The sequence below is a fragment of the Tatumella sp. JGM91 genome (assembly GCF_018257575.1).
Classification (GTDB): domain Bacteria; phylum Pseudomonadota; class Gammaproteobacteria; order Enterobacterales; family Enterobacteriaceae; genus Tatumella; species Tatumella punctata.
This window is the reverse complement of sequence record NZ_JAERJP010000036.1, coordinates 1-19106: the sequence shown is the minus strand read 5'-3', so window position 1 is coordinate 19106 and position 19106 is coordinate 1. Positions and strand designations below refer to the sequence as shown.

Sequence of the window (19106 nt, the reverse complement as noted above, 5' to 3'; positions counted from 1 at the left end):
TGGCATATGGATACCGGGATAATGACTACTTCTTCCTGAAGATAAAAGCAGCGTTCCCCGGTAAAACGCGATGAACCTTATATAAGCCATGCGTCGCGACCGAAGCACAGTTAATCACGAAGAATACTGCGGCAAATACCGCAAATAAGGAACCGGACCGGGCCAGTAAATGGGCAAAATCACCATCAGTCGCCTCACCGGTGGCGGCAACCACCCCGCCCAGTAACATCGGCAGGATATTCGCCACAGGAAAAGCTGCCAGAGACGCAATAACCGCCTGGAAAGGTGTTTTCGACCAGCGGGTAAAATCTGCGGTCAGCGTTCCCGAGTCAACAAACACCGAAATAGCCATCGTAACGCCAATACCCAGAGCCAGGCTATGGCCGGAAGGCGGAGTATAGTCCAGCACCTGCTGCCAGCTATGGTGCCGGAAATTAAGTCCCACACTCACAGCACCGGTAATAATAAACAGCACGATAGAGATAATACTGACCGGTTTCAGCATTTGCATACCGGCCATTGACAGCAGCGTAAATACTGCACCTGCCGCCACCACTGACCAGCCTGAAGGCCATCCGAGCAGACTATTCAGTCCATGGCCTGCCAGCCCGGTCTGCACTGCAAACCAGCCGACCACCAGCCCGGAAAGAAATACCGCAATCAGTTTCGCCCCCACAGGACTGAAGATTTCCCGGCAACTTAAGGCAAAGGTTTTCCCCTGCTTTGCCGCCAGAGCACTCAGGCAGGCAACATACACTGCAAGTATAATATTGCCGGTGATGATCGCCTGCATACCGCGGATAAAGCCGAGACTGGTGACAATTTGTGCTCCGACAAAAGCACCCACCATCACCATCGGGAAACCGGCCCACACGACTGCGACAGAAAACAGACTTTTGCGGGCAGCCGCAGGGACTGCCTCGTGTTCATACTCACCGGATGATTCAGACACGATATCAATTACCTTACAGAAAGAAGCCTGTAAGGAATGATGCAAAAGTTACGCCAGGTGTCTGAGGGCCTGTTTTCAGTGCTCGTCGCTGGCGGGTTTGATCAATATCCCGCCACAGTGCACAAAAATAATGCAGCTTACTGTTTCCAGGCATTCAGGGAAGCCTGTGACCACGAACCATAGGCCGCATTAGGCAGTATGATCCAGTCATCAGCGAAATGTGCTTCATTATCACGCACTAGCTGACGTTGCTGTTCGGTGGTTTTTTTATTTTTAAATTGTGCAGAAAAGTCCGGCAGACTGTCCCCGAACAGCATAATGATCTGGTAATGCTGACGGATGGCCTCTCTGCGCACCTGTTTAGAGGCAGTGTCCAGCTGCACACTGTCATCAGAGACCTGAGGCAGACCTAAGTCCCTCAGGGTCGCGAGGGTCTGATTTTTATTTGCCTGAGAGCGGTCCGAGACATAAAAAATACGGACTTTTTTATCGCTGACTGTCTGCAAAAATTCCTTCGCCCCCGGAATCAGGCCCGGGTGCCCTGATTTCTCCCACGCATCCCAGGTATCCCACCGGGTATAGTCATGACAATTTTCCATATCTCTGACCAGCAGCGGCGAATTATCCAGCACAGTTTCATCGAGATCCATCACCACCGCTGCTTTTTCCGGAGACGCTAAGTGCGCGGCTTTCTGCAGGAAATCCTGACGGGCAAATTTATAGGTTTGTAACTGCAGAGCCATTATCTCTGCCGATTTTTGCTGATAACGCAGCGCCATTTCATACGCTTTCGGGGTACACAGGGCAGGTGCTTCTGCCGCATAAGACGTTACAGTGACCAGCGGTAATACGATCAGCGGCAGTGCTTTTAACAGGTTTTTCATCGGGTTCGGATTCGCTCTCTGTGAAAGATGGCAGACATAGTAGGTACCAGAGATGACACTTTTATGATCATCAGTACCCGCGTGGCCAGGCTTGTCCGGGAGTAAGAAACTTCGGTAACATCATTGAAATGATAACTATTCGCATATTAATATGCCGTCTGATATTTAGCTGCGATGTTTATTGTGATGACCGATTCTGCCATACCACCGTCCGGCCTGACCGTTGATACACTCTACCATACACATTATGGCTGGCTGACGTTATGGCTGACCCGAAAAATGCACTCGGTTTTTGACGCAGAAGATATTGCACAGGATACCTTTGTCCGGATTCTGGGTTCCCGGCAGCGCGACACTATTCGTGACCCGCGTTCGTTTCTGTGTACCGTTGCAAAACGCGTCATGGTGGATCTGTTCCGTCGCCAGGCGCTGGAAAAAAACTATCTCGACATGCTGGCTAACTTACCCGATGACCAGCTTCCTTCTGCGGAATGCCGGCAGATACAGTTGCAAACCCTGCAACTGCTGGATCAGATGCTGGATACCCTGAGTGACAAAGCACGCCGGGCTTTTCTGTTATCACAACTGGAAGGATTACAGTATCGCGATATCGCCTTACGGCTGGGGGTTTCTGTCAGCGCCGTCAAAAAATATATCGCGAAAGCGACAGAGCATTGTCTGATCTTCAGACTGGAGCATGGCCTGTAATGCAGACATCCCTTTCTGATGCCCGAAAAACAGCCCTGCGTTCAGCGTCATACTGGTACGCACAATTAAATGATCCGCAGGTCACAGCACAACAAACGGCAAAGTGGCAACAGTGGTATTCAGGTCATGCGGATAATCAATGGGCCTGGCAACAAGTTGAATCCCTGCGCCAGCAACTGAACATCATTCCGGCCCATACTGCCGGCTGCTTACTGCAGGATCCCCCGGCAACACGGCGTTCGGTACTGAAAGGGATTGTCATGCTGGCCGGTGCAGCCACTGCCGGCTGGCCGTTATGGCATTCTGAACTGGCAGAAGCTATGCGGGCCGATTATCACACGGCTAAAGGTCAGATGCTTCAGCAGTCCCTGACCGACGGCACCCTGTTTGCTCTGAATAGCGACAGTGCCGCCAATGTCCGCTTTGATCGTCAGCAGCGGCTGGTTGAATTGTTATATGGTGATATTGCCATCAGCACCGGTAAAGACCCGGCTGGCCGGCCATTTCGGGTACTGACCCGGCCAGCATTACTGACCACACTCGGCACACGCTTTTCGGTACAACAGCGCGATAATGACGTTGTGCTGAGCGTCAGTGAACATGTCGTAGAAGCCGTATTACAGAAAGATCCCCGCCAACGGCAACGGGTTCAGCAGGGGGAAAGTTTACTGATTCAGCGTGACGGGTTTTCTGCTCTCCGGCCTGCGGACCCGCATGACAATGACTGGGTCAAAGGTATGATCAGTTTCAGTGACCAGCCGCTGAGTCGTGTTATCACCGCCTTATCCGGCTATCATTCCGGATTATTACATTGTACCGCATCAGCAGCAGACCTGAGGTTAAGCGGTACTTTTCCGGCGTTTAATACAGATGCCGCGCTTAAAGCCATCGCCTCTGCCCTTCCGGTTAAAATTCAATATATTACAAAATACATTATCGTTATAAGTGCAATAAACTGAATAATTCTCATAAAAATTCGTATTTATTGTTGTCCTTTTTAGTTTTTCATTCGACTCCATCAGTGACGATATAAAAATAATGACGGAGATAGCATGAAAACTTCAGATACCACTTCCGGGAACCGTACCAGGCAGTCACATTCTCTGGCTCTGTGGCTGCGCATTTGTCTGCTGACAGGGACAGGTATTTTCAGCGCCGGCAGTTATGCAGAGACACCCCCGGCCATCCGCCACTATCAGTTACCGGCAGGAACCCTGGATAACGTTCTGAACCAGTATGCCGCACAAAGCGGAATCACATTATCCATTGATGCCAGCCTGACGCGCGGTAAGCAAAGCCAGGGGCTGCAGGGAGATTATACGGCAATCAATGCCTTACAGGCATTACTTCGCGACAGTCAGTTACAGGCAAAAGCCCTCGGGCCCGACAGCTGGACCCTGGTTCCGCTCCCTGACACCACCACCGCAGAAACCTCCATGACAGTGGTCGGCGACTGGCTGGGCGATGCCCGTGAAAATGATGTCTTTGAACACCCCGGGGCCAGGGATGTTATCCGCCGTGCAGACTTTGCCAAAACAGGTGCCACCACACTGCGTGAAGTAATGAACCGTATCCCCGGGGTCAATGCACCGGAAAATAACGGTACCGGCAGTGATGACCTGGCGATGAATTTTGGTATCCGCGGATTAAACCCGCGGCTGGCAACCCGCTCGACCATTCTGATGGATGGGATCCCGGTTCCTTTTGCCCCGTACGGGCAGCCACAGCTGTCACTGGCCCCTGTATCTCTGGGGAATATGGATGCGGTTGACGTGGTTCGCGATGGTGGTGCGGTACGTTACGGACCACAAAATGTCGGCGGCGTGGTTAACTACGTTACCCGTGCAATACCGAAAGATTTTGGTATTGACGCGGGAACCGAAGGGATGCTGAGCCCGTCATCGTCACAGAACAGCCCGAAAGAAACTCATCACCTGATGGTGGGCGGCACCGCAGATAACGGATTTGGCAGTGCCCTGCTCTATTCAGGTACCCGCGGCAGCGACTGGCGTGAACATAGTGCAACCCGCATTGACGATGTTATGCTCAAAAGCCGTTATGCGCCTGACGGGGTAAATACCTTCACCAGCCTGCTGCAATATTATGATGGCCGTGCCGATATGCCCGGCGGCCTGAACCAGGCGGATTATCAGGCCAATCGCTGGCAATCAACCCGCCCTTATGACCAGTTCTGGGGACGCAGAGAACTGGCCGGTGTCGGCTACCAATACCAGCCCGATATGCAGCATAAATTTACGCTGCAAGGCTTCTTCACTCACACCCTGCGCAGCGGCTATCTGCAACAGGGCAGCAAAATTACACTCTCCCCGCGGGAATACTGGGTTCGCGGCATAGAACCCCGTTACAGCCAGAGTTTCCTGCTGGGTTCTTCGGCGCAGGAAGTCAGTGTGGGCTACCGTTATATCAGTGAGTCCAGCCATGAAATGCGCTATTACACTCCGGTTGCTCAGGGCATACTGCCCTCTGCATCCAGCCCGTATGACAGGGATACCCGCTCAGGGACCGAAGCCCATGCATTCTATGCCGATAACCGGATCGATATCGGCAACTGGACTTTTACACCGGGTATCCGTTTTGAGCATATTGAGTCTTATCAGAATAATACGCTAAAAAATACCCGCCAGAAGATCAGCTACAATGCTCCTCTGCCGGCGCTCAGCGTGCTTTATCATCTGACAGACAGCTGGAATCTGTATGCCAATACAGAAGGGTCGTTTGGTACTGTCCAGTACAGCCAAATCGGTAAAGCTGTCAGCAGCGGCAGTATTGAGCCGGAAAAAGCCAGAACCTGGGAGGCCGGAACCCGTTACGATGACGGATATCTTAATGCAGAAGCCGGTATTTTCCTGATCAACTTTAATAATCAGTATGACTCAAATCAGACGGATGATTCGGTCACTGCCCGTGGCAAAACCCGCCACAGCGGCCTGGAAACCAGCGCCCGTTATGATTTGTCCGCCTTGTCTCCGCGACTGGAAGATATCGCTGTTTATGCCAGCTATGCCTATGTGAATGCCGTGATCCTCGAGCACGGCAGTACTTACGGTAATCAGGTGCCTTTTTCACCGAAACATAAAGGCGTGGTCGGTATTGATTACACACCCGGCCAGTGGTCATTTACTCTGAACGGGGAATATCAGTCACGGCAGTATGCAGACAATGCCAATACCGTCGCGGCCAGTGCTGACGGCAGTACCGGCCTAATTGCCGGTTATATGTTGTGGGGCGCAAGGGTGGGTTACGACTTTGGTCCGCAGTATTCACACCTGAAAGTCGGCGTGGGAGTGAAGAATATGTTTGATCAGCCTTACTATATTCGTTCTTACGATGATAATAATAAAGGGCTGTATGCCGGTCAGCCACGGACCTTCTATATGCAGGCATCGATAAAAATGTAACCTTTCCCCCCTCTGGCATCGTTATGCCAGAGGGGGGTTACCGGTAATACACCGGGTATCAGAAGACTTCGTCTAATAAACCAAACATTGCCGCAAAAGCACGGGCACTGACATCTGCATTATATTCAGCAACGCCTTTAACGTTAGCCTGTACATCAGTAAACGAATGCACTGCACCTTTATAGCTGTGCAGTTTCCAGTCGACGCTGGCGGTGGTCATTTCCTGAGCAAATGCCGGTAACTGTTCCCGTGGCACCAGCGGATCCCCCGCACCATCCAGCACCAGAACTGAACCTTTAATGTTTTTAGCATCATAGCTGCCACAGGTATCAAGTCCGCCGTGAAAAGAAATTGCGGCCTTTAGCGACGCACCACTGCGGGCCAGTTCCAGCGCACAATGTCCGCCAAAACAAAAACCAAACACGGCCACTTTATCGGCAGTCACCGGCGCATCGGTCTGAGACGTTAATGCCTGCATAGCCGCGGCCATACGACCGACTTCTTCATCCGTGTTTTTTACTGACATCATGACCGTACCGGCTTCTTCTGCCGAACCAGGGCGTACTCCTTTACCGTAAAGATCAGCAATCAGTACCACATAACCACGGGCTGCGGCTTTTTCTGCCAGACTGACCGATGCCTCAGTCACCCCCATCCAGTTCGGTGCCATCACTAAACCGGCTGCCGGTGCGGTAAGGCTGGCATCAAATACCAGAACGCCTTCCAGTTCAGTACTGCCTGAACGATAAATAATTTTTTTCGATTGGAACTGGCTCATGGTTTCTCCTGATCTGATAAACAGAAATCAACGTTGATAAAATAAAAATAATACATACCGGAGGATAACCGGTAAATCACCGCCCCGGGTGACGGCTGCCAGCTTAAAGGGTGTTTATCACGCTTCAACCCGTTTTTAGTAACATGGCACACAGTGTTCATTCATCTGTGACCCGTTATTTCCGGCTATTTTTAGCCTGATACTGCTAAGCGGAAGAATGATAATCTCTAAATAACTGAATATTATCGGCTCACTGAAGCGAGTCAGTTCATAAAAACGTCAATTCCCCATTCAACTCTGTGATGTTATTTGATTTTAATTAACATGCTGTTACTTTTTAGCAGGTAGTTGACTGAAACTATAAAAATAATCGTAATATTTATCTGACTGGAATCATTATGAAAAAAACGCTGTTCCACAGCCTCTACATCCAGGTACTCATTGCCATCGCTATCGGTGTGTTTCTGGGACATTTTTATCCGGATATTGCCACCCAGATGAAACCGCTCGGGGACGGTTTTATTAAGCTGATAAAAATGATTATCGCGCCGGTTATTTTCTGCACCGTGGTGACGGGGATCGCCGGAATGGAGAGCATGAAAGCGGTGGGGCGTACCGGTGCCATTGCTCTGCTGTACTTTGAGATTGTCAGCACCCTGGCACTGATTATCGGCCTTATTGTGGTAAATATTGCTCAGCCTGGTGCCGGAATGAATATTAACCCGGCCAGCCTGGATGCGTCTGCCATTACCACCTATGCCGACCAGGCGAAGCAGCAGGGTATTGTGTCGTTTATTATGGATATTATCCCGAACAGCGTTATCGGTGCCTTCGCCAGCGGAAATATCCTGCAGGTTCTGCTGTTCGCTATCCTGTTTGGCTTCGCCCTGCATCGCCTGGGTAAAACCGGAACCCTGATTTTTAATGTGATTGATAACTTTTCACAGGTTATTTTCGGCATTATTAATATGATCATGCGTCTGGCCCCGATCGGTGCTTTTGGCGCAATGGCATTTACTATCGGTAAGTACGGGGTAGGTTCCCTGTTACAGCTGGGCCAGCTGATTGTCTGTTTCTATCTGACCTGCATTCTGTTTGTGGTGATCGTGCTGGGACTGATTTCACGCTATATCGGGTTCAATATCTTTAAATTTATCGGCTACATCAAAGAAGAATTACTGATTGTACTCGGTACCTCCTCATCAGAATCTGTTCTGCCACGGATGCTGAAAAAAATGGAAGAAGCCGGCTGTAAGAAATCCGTGGTCGGATTAGTGATCCCGACCGGCTACTCTTTTAACCTCGACGGTACCTCTATCTATCTGACGATGGCTGCCGTATTTATTGCCCAGGCTACTAACAGCCAGATGGATATTGTTCATCAAATCACCCTGCTGGTGGTGTTATTACTCTCTTCCAAAGGTGCCGCAGGCGTCACCGGCAGTGGCTTTATTGTGCTGGCCGCAACCCTGTCGGCAGTCGGTACCCTGCCGGTCACCGGTCTGGCACTGATCCTCGGTATCGACCGCTTTATGTCAGAAGCCCGGGCACTGACCAATCTGGTCGGGAACGGTGTTGCTACCCTGTTTGTTGCCAAACGGGTCGGTGAACTCGACGAACAACAGATGCAAAAAGTGCTGGGCGGTAAATAACCGCCCCGGTTCCGGTCAGCTGCCAGCGGAAGGCGGTTAACCGGAATCAGCCCCGTCTCCGCCCGCCAGGTAAAAAATCCCGCAGATTAACTCCGGTAACCCCCCTTCTCACACTTCACTGCCGATAATGTTATATTTCTGTCAGCAGAATCCTTACCCGGCCACGACACCTGATGGCGGGAACCACAGTAATCAATGGCAGGCAGCACACTGAGATGAAAATAGCGACCAGACTGATCTTTATATTGACCCTGATAATGACCCTCGGCCAGCAGGCTCAGGCGGATACGGTAACCGATCTGCTGGGCAGAAAAGTCGATCTTAACCGGGTACCTCACCGCATTATGCTGGCCGATGCCAGGGCAATTGAGGCAATGAGCATTATCTTTAAAGGTGACCCTTCTGCCAGCATTGCTGCCTGGGATGATTCCCTGCAAAAGAAGTCACCGGATATTATGGCGGCATTTGCCGGTAACTTTGCCGATCTGAAAACAATTCCGACCTTCGCTAATCCTTATACCACGACCTTTAATGTCGAAAATGCTGTCGCCAGAAAAGCAGACCTGGTTATTTTTGATATTGGCTTACTGGCCAAACTGAAAGATGAAGGGGTTACCGCTAAACTCGACAGTCTGCATATACCGTATATCTTTATCGATTTCCGGCAAAAACCTCTGCAGAACACGGTGAAAAGTATTGAACTGCTGGGTGAGGTTTTCCATCAGCAAAAAAATGCCCGTCAGTATCTGGACTTCTATAACCAGCGGATGTCGCTGATAGCACAGCGCACGGCAGATCTCACCCCTCGCCAGCGCCCGACGGTCTTTATTGAACGCAGTGCCGGTATCCTGGGGGATTTTTGTTGCAGTACTTTTGGTCAGGGAAGCCTCGGAGAGTTTATTCAGGCGGCAGGCGGGACCAACCTCGGGGGGACATTATTCAGTGGTATGGGCGGTGATGTCAGTCTGGAAAAGATTATTACCCTCAATCCGGATTTTTATCTGCTCACCGGCGCTGACTGGCAGGGAAACCGTAAAGCTTCAGCATCCGTGCCCCTCGGTTATCAGCAGGATCCGGCCCTGGCAGAGAAAAAGCTGGCCGGACTGATGAACCGTACCGGGTTTAATGTACTGCAGGCTGTACAAAAACATCAGGTGCTGGCGATTTATCACCAGTTCTACGATCTGCCATCGAATGTGATTGCTGTCGAAGTGATAGCAAAATTCCTTCACCCGCAATTATTCTCAGACCTTGATCCGCAAGCCGATCTGACATTAATCCATCAGAAGTTTATGGGACTGAAAACTTCCGGGGTGTTCTGGATCTCCCGCTGATATACCTGTGGCAGGCGCTCCGCCCGGAAAAGGCCGGGCGCGCCTGCCATTATCAGAATGTGACTGAGGCCTGAACAAAATAAGTCCGCGGCTCACCAATATACTTACCACTGTTGGGATCCGTGGAGCGGGTAAAATATTGCTGATCGAACAGATTATTAATTCCGGCCCCGAGGGTTAATCCATTCCAGGCAGCCCCGAAATCATAAGCCCCGCGGAAATTCCAGACCATATAACCCGGCATATTACCGTACAGACCATCGGCACTTTCCTGCGTAATATATTGGGAACCGCTGCCCGGAGAATACTGTTTCGACCGGGCAAAACTGTCCAGATTCCACGTCCAGTTGCCTGTCTGGTAGCGGCCGCCAACGGTAAAGACCTGCCGGGAATAGAATGGCAGATCTTTACCGGAAAATGCCCCGCGGATCGCTTCGGCTTTGGTGTAGGTATAGGTGGTATAGGCGCTGATCCCCTCCAGAGCGTGACTCAGAGCACCGAGATCATAACTGACAGAGGTTTCAATCCCCTTATGTCGCGTGGCCCCCATATTGGTCCAGCGATCGTTGACATACTGCAATTCATTATCAAAATTAATATAGAAAAGCGTGGCCTCAGCCTTAAGGACAGTATCGTCATAACGGGTACCAAACTCATAGCTATGGGCTTTTTCCGCAGTTAATCCGTCAGCACTCTGATCACCTTTTCCGCCCGTATTCAGCTGAAAATACTGCATACTGCCAAATGAAGTATTGGTATTGGCAAACAGCTTCCATTCGTCGGACAGGTGGTACATTACATTCAGTGACGGCAGAGGCTCACTGTAGTGTTTTTCCCGGTGATAACCCTGAATACCATTATCCAGATGTGTACGGATATTTTCGTAACGGATGCCGGGGGTAATTGTCCAGTCACCGACATTAATTGCATCATCCAGATAAAGTGCATGAGCACGGGTGCCGCCGGAGGTATGCTGATAATAATCCGGAGTGGCAGGGCTTGAGTACTGGCTGCCGATATTATACCAGCCGGAACGATAGGCTTTTTCGTCCATGGTTTCATTCAGATACCGGTAACCGAGAGTCACTTCCTGGGCTATTTCCCCGGTCAGGAACGATTGTGAGTAACCCGGTTCGATGGCCCAGGTCGAATAATGACGCGGATAGGTGATCATACGCCGCTGGCCGGGCCTGGCCACTCCGCCCTCCGTTTCGATATTACTGCCCCGGAAGCTATCGGTAAAATAGGTCATTACCTCCAGCTGCCGGTCTTGTTGCTGATGTTTATATTTAAACGACATATCCTTACGCCGCGCATCAAAGTGATCCCATTTACGGGTCGATGCATAAGGATCCTGCGCATATCCGGAACGGGTTAACCCGCCCGGCATACCTGAGCTGGCATCATAGTAGTGAAAGCTGGCCTGTAGCAGATCCTGCTCAGTCAGGGAATATTGTGTTTTCAGTATAAAATCGTCAATATCCGTATTATCGTTGCTTTTACGGTATCCCTGTCCGTGCAGCCCTGAGTACAGTATCCCGGCACCCGCTCTCTTGTTGTCCGTCATCCCCCCGACACTGGCACTGGTCAGGGTTTTCAGGCCGCCGGTTTTTGCTCCGCGGGTCTGGACACTGGCACTGCCGCCAAATTTTTCGGGGATCGGTTTGGTGGTAAAGTTAATGATACCGCCCACATTCTGCGGCCCGTAGCGTACCGTACCACCGCCACGGATCACATCCACAGACTCAATATTTCCCATCGATAACGGCGCCATAGAGAGCTGTGGCTGACCGTAAGGTGCCGTCGCCAGCGGAATCCCATCCATCAGGATAGTTGAGCGGGGTGACAACCGGGCAGGCAATCCGCGGACTCCCACATTCAGAGAAATATCACTTCCTCCGGTGCCATTACTGCCCCTGATTTGTACCCCGGGAACCCCCTGCAGTGCATCAGCCAGGGTTTCATCTCCCCGTTCTCTCATTTGTTGCGCACTGATATAAGTTCGTGCTCCCGGGTGGTCGAGCAGTACCGAACTGATATCCGGTGTGTCCAGCCAGTTTCCCACCACTGTTACCTTATTCCCGGTAACTGGTGCTGTGACAGAGGTTGCCGGAGAAGACGTTTTATCGGCAGCAGTTTCTGCCGCCATGACCGGAAGCGCGATGACAACAGCACTGGTCAGTAAAGAAATACGGGGAATGATTGTCATGTTTTATATGCGCAAAAAATACAATTTATAAGTTAATGCAAACAATAATCATTATTAATCATTCATTGTCAATATTAGGCTACAAAACAATATTTATCACTGAATTAAATAAAAAAACATTATTTTATTCCGCCCATCAGCCCCCGTAAAAATACTGACGGGCAGGCCGGGTCAAAGAAATGAAGGCTGTCGGTGAAAAAGAAAGAAAATAAGGAAATAGCAGGGAGAGAAAATAGCCCGGCAGTCAGGTCACTGCCGGGTCTGCGGGCAAAGATTACCAGGCTTTAATAATGTCACCTTTGTAGATGTCATTCGCTTTATCCAGCACTTCCTGTGACTGGAATGCCTGTTTCAGTTCCTGCAGTTTTTTATCATTAATATTATCTTTACGGGCAACCAGTACATTCAGATAAGGAGAGGCTTTACCTTCCATAAATAATCCGTCTTTTGATGCTGATAATCCTGCCAGTGACGCAAAATTATTATTGATGACCGATAAATAGACTTTAGGGTCATCCAGGGTTCGGGTCAGCTGCGGAGTATCCACCAGTACAAAATTCAGTTTTTTAGGGTTAGCGGTAATATCCAGCACCGTTGGCAGTAAACCTGCCTCAGGTTTTACCGTGATCAGCCCCTGAGACTGTAACAACAGCAGACTGCGGCCCAGCGTGGTGGACTCATTGGAAATGGTCACGGTGGCACCGTCCGGCAGATCTTTAATGTTTTTAATTTTTGAAGAATAGGCAGCTATCGGAAAAATAAAGGTCTTACCCAGGATAACAAACGGATAGCCTCGCTCTTTTTCCTGCATTTCCAGATAAGGCACACTCTGAAACGCGTTAGCATCAACATCTTTATTCAGCAGCGCTTCGTTGGGCTGTACGTAGTCATTAAAGGTGATGACATTCACATCCAGGTGATATTTGTCTTTCGCTACCTGTTTCACCGTATCCCAGATTTGCTGATCCGGACCGGCATTAATTGCCACCCTGACACTGTTCTGGTCATCCTGTTTACAGGCACTCAGCAGCAATGCTGACAGAACGATAGCTGAAGACAGTATTATTTTTTTCATGGATATCCTCCCTGAGTTAATATCCGCCGACTATATCGGAAGTCTGGACGTCTGTACATCTAAAATTCAGAAGGGAAAATAAAATACCGGGTAAACCACCCGACTGGTGCCAGAGCGATCAGATGTTCCAGCGCTTTACTGTCAGCCGTTCTATACCGGCAAAAATCACGCCTTCAACCAGTAACCCGATAATCACGACTGTCAGTAACCCGGCAAACACATGATCGGTAAACAGCTCATTACGGTTCTGAAAAATATACCAGCCCAGTCCGCCGCTGCCACTGGAAGCACCAAAGACTAATTCAGCAGCGATCAGGGTACGCCAGGCAAATGCCCAGCCAATTTTCAGTCCGGCAAGAATCGAGGGTAACGCTGCCGGCATAAGAATATGCCAGACATAACGCGGACCGCGCAGACCATAATTTTTTCCGGTCATACGTAAGGTTTCAGAAACACTGTTAAACCCGGCGCTGGTGTTTAAGGCTATTGGCCAGACAACCGAATGAACGATCACAAATATCAGGCTGCCGCTTCCTAAACCAAACCATAAAAGGGCCAGCGGCAGCAAAGCAATCGCCGGTAACGGATTCAGCATTGCCGTCAGTGTACTCAGTAAATCTCTGCCTGCTCTGCTGCTGACAGCAAGGGCACTGAAGACCAGCGATAATACACTGCCAATCAGGTATCCCTGAATGAGCAGGGTAAGGGAATTATGTATTTTCTCTGGTAATACTCCGCTTAACATATCCTCACTGAATGCTCTCAGAGTATCGATAACCCCCGGAAACATCAGACTGTTATTCTGCCAGCGGGCGATCAGTTCCCATACCATCAGTAATAGCAGAACCAGCACCGACTTCCTTAACCAGCTCTGATTCCATAAACGTTTGCCGGGCGGTAGCGGTGTTTCAGCCTGAAATTCTGCGGGAACTGTTACTTCACGCAGATAACCGGGCCGAAGGTAAGGCTGTGGTGCCATAAGGACTCTCCCTGTCTGACGGATATACCGTTGCTTTTTCCGGAAACAGCAACGAATGAATTTCCCGTGCAGCTTGCCGGAACTCTTCGTTGCCCTGATTGTGTAATGTGAACTGATGGCAGTTTCTTTCCGCCCGGATTTGCCCGGGATGTGCCGAAAGGATCAAAATCCGGCTGCCGATTAACAACGCTTCTTCAATCGAATGTGTTACGAAGAGCAGCGTCGAACCCGCATCCTCCCAGAGTTCCAGCAGCTCTTCCTGCATTTGTCTTCGTGTCAGCGCATCCAGAGAAGCAAATGGCTCATCCATCAGCAAAATTTCTGGTTTCATTGCCATCGCCCGGGCAATAGCAACTCGCTGCTTCATTCCCCCGGACAACATATGCGGGTAAACATCAGTAAACCGTGATAAACCAACCTTATGCAGATAATGGCCGGCAATCTCCCTGGCCTGTTTTTTATGATATTTACCGCTAACCAGCAGCGGGAACATCACATTACTGATAACTGTTTTCCACGGAGCCAGTTGATCAAACTCCTGAAAAACAGTCATCCGCTCCGGGCCAGGGGCGGTAATTTTTTTTCCTTCCAGCAAAATCTCCCCGCTTGTCGGCGGGATAAACCCGCCAATCGCTTTCAGCAAACTGGACTTTCCGCATCCCGAAGGGCCGAGCAATACAAATCGGTCCGCCGGGTAAACCTCAAAACTGACATCATGCACCGCCCGTACCCGGTGTTGCGACGTCTGATACTCAAGGCTGATATGATTCAGCGATAATAAAGGGGCAGGCTGCTGCTCCGTCCGGTTGGTCATGCTTATATCCTGTTCAGAATGGAATATCGCCTTCAATGGTGGTGCGGTATAACTGGCGCGGACAATCTTCCGGACAGCCTGTCGCCAGATGGATTAACGAGCGGTTATCCCAGAACAATAAATCACCGGCTTGCCAGCGGTGCGTATAAATATTTTCTTCACGGATACTGTGTTCATACAGTGCCTGCAAAATATCCCGGCTTTCATCTTCAGCCAGCCCTTCGATATGGGTCGTAAAACCTTCACTGACAAACAATGCCTTGTGACCGGTTTCCGGATGCGTTCTGATGACCGGGTGGCTAACCGCTTTCACTTCACTTAGCTGTTTTTCTGTTAATACCGGTCGCCACTGGCTGCCGAAACGGGGCTTACTGTAAGTCGCTGTATAAGAATGTACTGCCCGGAGGCCTTCAATTTTGCGACGTAATTTTTCAGGTAAGGTTTCCCATGCCTTATGCATATTGGCAAAGCGGGTATCTCCGCCAACGGCGGGTAAAATTTTCCCATAGAGCATTGAACCAAGGCTGGGTATCTGTTTATAAGAAAGATCAGAATGCCAGTATTTACCTGCATCACCGAGGCCGACAGGCTTCCCGTCACGGACAATATTAGAAACGATTAAAATCTCAGGATAGCCGTCTAACAGGAATTGTTTTAATACATGAATCTGCAACGGGCCAAAACGACGACTGAATGCAATCTGCTGTTCCGGAGTCAGTGTCTGCTGCCGGAAAACCAGCAGATGATAGTGCAGATGCGCCTGATGAATACGCCGGAAGTCGGCGGTATTCAGTTTATGACTTAAATCCAGACCGATAATTTCGGCACCGGTACCGGGTAACGGGCGGATTTCAAACTGCTGAGACCCCGCTTCCGGCGAGGAGACTTCGGTAAACTCACCCATAATAATCCTCCGTACTGACTGTGATTAACTGCCCGGGTTGACCTGTGCTTCACTAAAAAAATAATCTTTCCAGCTGGCGGCATGATGTTTTAATACTCCAAGCTGATTCAGCTTATCGGCATAGACATACGTCCGTTCCGGGGATACCGTGAAGTGGTTTTGCGGGTCATTAATAATTTTTTCGATTAATGACAGGGGTAAATGTGAATTTTCCTGACGGATATAAATACGGGCAGCATCGTCTTTATTCTTTTCTACATATTCAGCCGCTTGTACTAAAGCGTTATAAAACGCCTGATAGGTCTCAGGATTTTCATCATGAAATTTTTGCGTGGTATACAGAACGTTAAATGATCCCGGCCCCCCGAGAACATCATATGAACTGAGGATTTTGTGGATACCCGGATGATCTAATTCCTGATACTGAAACGGCGGGCTGGAGAAATGTGCGGTAATTTCAGATTTTCCGGAGATCAGCGCCACAGTCGCATCGGGATGCGGCAGGCTGACAGTGATATTATCAAACCGGTTATAGGCTTTATTACCATATAACTCAGCAGTCGCAATCTGTAATGTCCTGGACTGAAAGCCGACCCCGGCAGCCGGTGCAGCAATCCGGTCTTTTTCACTCAGGTCGTGAATACTTTTCACAGCAGGATTATTACTGAGTAAATAGCCGGGCATAGATCCAAGGGCAGCAATAGCTTTTACATTCTGGTGACCATATGTCCGGTCCCAGACAGTTAACATGGCAGGAACCCCGGCGGCAGCGACATCCAGCGCACCGGTCAGTACGGCTTCATTCATTGTTGTGGCACCGGACAGGGTTCGCCAGTCAACCTTAATATCCAGACCTTCTTTCTTACCTTGCTGCTCTATCAGATGCTGGTCACGCACCACATCCAGCAATAAATAACCAATACCAAATTGCTGAGCAATACTGATGTTCCCTTCAGCACTGGCTGTTACCGGGGCAACCAGTGCACCGGCAATTAGTCCGGCAATAACGACCGACAGCGTATTCTTTATCATTACAGCCTCAGATGACTCATTGTTAATGAACTCATACTGAACGTTATGTTTTTAAACATAAAATAATAAATAAAGAGTAACCAAACCCGAAATAAGCATATGCTTTATTTTGCTTATTAATGCCGGATTTTTCGGCCGAAAAACCATCGCGGTCTGCGAGACTCAGTAAATATCCCGCAAGTAACGCTGCTGGCGGGCGAGGCCTGACAGCCACTGTTCCGCCTGCTGACTGTTCATCCGGCCGTGTTCCCGGATAATTTGCAGTAACGTCTGATGTACCTCTTTTGCCATTCTGTCCGCATCACCACAAACACAGAGCGTTGCCCCTGCAGACAGCCATTGCCAGAGCTGTTTTCCCTGTTCCAGCATCCGGTGCTGAACATATATTTTCTGCGGCCGGGAAAGGCGATGATGACCGCGTGATTTCCCGACATCACTACAGCGTGCCGTGGCGGGGACCAGGGCCATAATATCTGCCGATACCAGCCGGTCATGCACCACAACATCCGCCTGCCGGATCACCCGTAAGGCTTTCAGCGTCAGCAGTTCAGCATCTCCGGGGCCGGCACCCACCAGCCAGACGTCTCCCGGAAGAACCGGCTGGCCGGAGGGGGCCGCGGCAGCTACAGATTGGTATTTATCATCAGAAAATATCTCCGCGCTAAGCTCCCTCAGGACTGCGTCTCTGTTGACGGGGGCTCAGACACAACCATCGGCTGACAATTGACACAGATAGCCCCGTTTCCCAGCCGCACCGGCCAGCAACGCACACGGACCGAACTGTCATCAGGACTGATACCATCCGTCAGGCGCAGACGCTTTTTATACAGGGGGGAGATCACCAGAGCCGTGCCGTCTTCGTCACCGACTAACCCGCGTGCCAGCACATTGGCACCACTGCCGGGTTCCTGATTATCCAGGGCGTAGACCACCGGCAGGTCACCCTCCGGGCGAAATAATGCTATTTGCTGATCTCCCAGCCGGGCAGCAATTCCGGTATTAACTGGTATATCAGACAGTTGTCCGACAGTTACCCATTTATTCACCGGCAGACTGCGGGAGACGGGACGCTCTTTCTCTTCCGCCAGCGCCGGACGAATTTGCCCGCGCTCCGGTATCATGACCACGCCTTCATCCGGCTGATGACTGTTAATAAACGGACGGAATAACTGCATATACTGCGGATTGTCGAGTGTGGTTTTCCATTCACACTGGTAGGCTGATACCACCCGCTGCATTTCACTGTCCAGAGTTTCTCCCAGCCCCAGGCTGTCCTGAAAAATGACCTCTCTCAGGTAGCGGATCCCCCCGTCAAGGTTAGCCAGCCAGTTACTGGTACGTTGTAAACGATCGGCAGTGCGGATATAAAACATCAGTACCCTGTCGATAATTCGAATTAACTCCCCGGTTTCCAGGTCCGGTGCCAGCAGATCCGCATGACGGGGTTTCATGCCGCCATTCCCGCAGACATACAGGTTCCAGCCTTTATCGGTAGCAATCACACCAATATCTTTGCCCTGAGCTTCCGCACACTCACGGGTGCATCCTGATACTGCCATTTTAATTTTATGCGGAGCGCGCAGCCCCTTATAACGTTCTTCCAGGCGGATAGCTAAACGGGTCGAATCCTGTACACCGTAACGGCACCAGCTGGATCCGACACAGGATTTAACTGTACGCAGAGATTTACCGTAGGCATGCCCCGTCTCAAAACCGGCGTCCAGCAATTCACGCCAGATATCCGGTAACTGTTCCAGCCGCGCACCGAATAAATCGACCCGCTGGCCGCCGGTGATCTTGGTGTACAGGTTGTAGCGCTGAGCGACCTGACCCAGGGTAATCAGCCCTTGTGGCGTAATTTCACCGGCCGGTATCCGTGGAACCACGGAGTATGTGCCGTCTTTCTGGATATTACCGAAGAAGCGATCATTCGTGTCCTGCAATGCCAGATGATCCGCTGACAACAAATAATCGTTCCAGCAGGATGCCAGGATTGATGCGACCAGCGGTTTGCAGATTTCACAGCCCTGTCCCCGCCCGAACTGACGGCGTAATTGATCAAATGAGCGCAGATTATTTACCCTGACCAGGTGATAAAGCTCCTGACGTGAGAACGCAAAATGACTGCAGATATCTTTTTTAACTTCAACGCCCAGCGCCGTCAGTTCATGTTCCATCACCTGTTTCAGCAGGGGGACACAACCGCCGCAGCCGGTGCCGGCCTTAGTACAGGCTTTCAGGCTGCTGAGGTCACTGCATCCGCCGGTAACGGCTGCAGAGATACCCTCACACCCCCTCTGAAAAATCAATCTGAGGGCATGGAGTGACACATGAAACGTATTTCACCGGAGCGTAAGGCTGCAACA

At 50.4% G+C, this 19106-nt stretch carries 16 protein-coding genes; 5 read left to right on the top strand and 11 right to left on the bottom strand.

Going from position 1 to position 19106, the window contains the following annotated elements; genetic code table 11:
* Window positions 1–25: 25 nt before the first annotated feature.
* The gene (locus JK198_RS16275; protein WP_212711000.1) at window positions 26–952 is read right to left on the bottom strand and encodes a cytosine permease; all 927 of its coding nucleotides are present in this window, start codon (window positions 950–952) and stop codon (window positions 26–28) included.
* 137 nt (window positions 953–1089) lie between these two features.
* Window positions 1090–1836 (bottom strand): 5'-nucleotidase, lipoprotein e(P4) family, encoded by a 747-nt coding sequence (locus tag JK198_RS16270; RefSeq protein WP_212709211.1) that lies wholly within the window; start codon window positions 1834–1836, stop codon window positions 1090–1092.
* 186 nt (window positions 1837–2022) lie between these two features.
* On the opposite strand from JK198_RS16270, the gene fecI reads away from it, so the two are divergent.
* The 3 genes from fecI to fecA all read left to right on the top strand — a co-directional run bounded on the left by fecI (window position 2023) and on the right by fecA (window position 5963).
* A complete protein-coding gene (fecI, locus tag JK198_RS16265) occupies window positions 2023–2544 on the top strand; it encodes a ferric citrate uptake sigma factor FecI (RefSeq protein WP_212709222.1) in 522 nt (173 codons plus the stop codon).
* Complete coding sequence (gene fecR / locus JK198_RS16260; protein ID WP_212711001.1) at window positions 2544–3503, top strand: ferric citrate uptake sigma factor regulator FecR; 960 nt, start codon at window positions 2544–2546, stop codon at window positions 3501–3503. The genes fecI and fecR overlap by 1 nt, the downstream gene beginning before the upstream one ends.
* A 93-nt stretch (window positions 3504–3596) precedes the next feature.
* Window positions 3597–5963: a TonB-dependent Fe(3+) dicitrate receptor FecA gene (fecA, locus tag JK198_RS16255; protein ID WP_212711002.1), complete on the top strand. Its 2367-nt coding sequence runs from the start codon at window positions 3597–3599 to the stop codon at window positions 5961–5963.
* A gap of 58 nt (window positions 5964–6021) precedes the next feature.
* Here fecA and JK198_RS16250 read toward each other — a convergent pair whose 3' ends face one another.
* Window positions 6022–6741, bottom strand: coding sequence for a dienelactone hydrolase family protein (locus JK198_RS16250; RefSeq protein WP_212709208.1), 720 nt, complete (start codon window positions 6739–6741; stop codon window positions 6022–6024).
* Between the two features lie 398 nt (window positions 6742–7139).
* Between JK198_RS16250 and JK198_RS16245 the strand changes: the two genes are divergently transcribed.
* Together JK198_RS16245 and JK198_RS16240 are read left to right on the top strand one after the other, a co-directional pair.
* The gene (locus JK198_RS16245) at window positions 7140–8393 is read left to right on the top strand and encodes a dicarboxylate/amino acid:cation symporter (protein WP_212709207.1); all 1254 of its coding nucleotides are present in this window, start codon (window positions 7140–7142) and stop codon (window positions 8391–8393) included.
* A 215-nt stretch (window positions 8394–8608) separates the two neighbouring features.
* Entirely contained in the window at window positions 8609–9727 is a 1119-nt protein-coding gene (locus JK198_RS16240) for an ABC transporter substrate-binding protein (RefSeq protein ID WP_249213358.1), read from the top strand.
* Between the two features lie 52 nt (window positions 9728–9779).
* Here JK198_RS16240 and JK198_RS16235 read toward each other — a convergent pair whose 3' ends face one another.
* The 8 genes from JK198_RS16235 to nirD all read right to left on the bottom strand — a co-directional run bounded on the left by JK198_RS16235 (window position 9780) and on the right by nirD (window position 18917).
* Complete coding sequence (locus tag JK198_RS16235; protein ID WP_212709206.1) at window positions 9780–11936, bottom strand: TonB-dependent siderophore receptor; 2157 nt, start codon at window positions 11934–11936, stop codon at window positions 9780–9782.
* Between the two features lie 274 nt (window positions 11937–12210).
* Window positions 12211–13011: a MetQ/NlpA family lipoprotein gene (locus JK198_RS16230; protein ID WP_212709205.1), complete on the bottom strand. Its 801-nt coding sequence runs from the start codon at window positions 13009–13011 to the stop codon at window positions 12211–12213.
* Window positions 13012–13129: 118 nt separating this feature from the next.
* Entirely contained in the window at window positions 13130–13990 is an 861-nt protein-coding gene (locus tag JK198_RS16225; protein WP_212711003.1) for an ABC transporter permease subunit, read from the bottom strand.
* Complete coding sequence (locus tag JK198_RS16220) at window positions 13950–14804, bottom strand: ABC transporter ATP-binding protein (RefSeq protein ID WP_212709203.1); 855 nt, start codon at window positions 14802–14804, stop codon at window positions 13950–13952. Before JK198_RS16220 ends, JK198_RS16225 begins: the two co-directional genes overlap by 41 nt.
* A gap of 13 nt (window positions 14805–14817) precedes the next feature.
* On the bottom strand, window positions 14818–15708 hold the full coding sequence (locus JK198_RS16215) for a TauD/TfdA family dioxygenase (protein ID WP_212711004.1): 891 nt from the start codon (window positions 15706–15708) through the stop codon (window positions 14818–14820).
* A 24-nt stretch (window positions 15709–15732) separates the two neighbouring features.
* Window positions 15733–16740: an ABC transporter substrate-binding protein gene (locus JK198_RS16210; protein WP_212709201.1), complete on the bottom strand. Its 1008-nt coding sequence runs from the start codon at window positions 16738–16740 to the stop codon at window positions 15733–15735.
* A gap of 162 nt (window positions 16741–16902) precedes the next feature.
* Window positions 16903–17394: an SAM-dependent methyltransferase gene (locus JK198_RS16205; RefSeq protein ID WP_212711006.1), complete on the bottom strand. Its 492-nt coding sequence runs from the start codon at window positions 17392–17394 to the stop codon at window positions 16903–16905.
* A 17-nt stretch (window positions 17395–17411) separates the two neighbouring features.
* On the bottom strand, window positions 17412–18917 hold the full coding sequence (nirD, locus tag JK198_RS16200) for a nitrite reductase small subunit NirD (protein WP_349290199.1): 1506 nt from the start codon (window positions 18915–18917) through the stop codon (window positions 17412–17414).
* Between the last annotated feature and the right edge of the window lie 189 nt (window positions 18918–19106).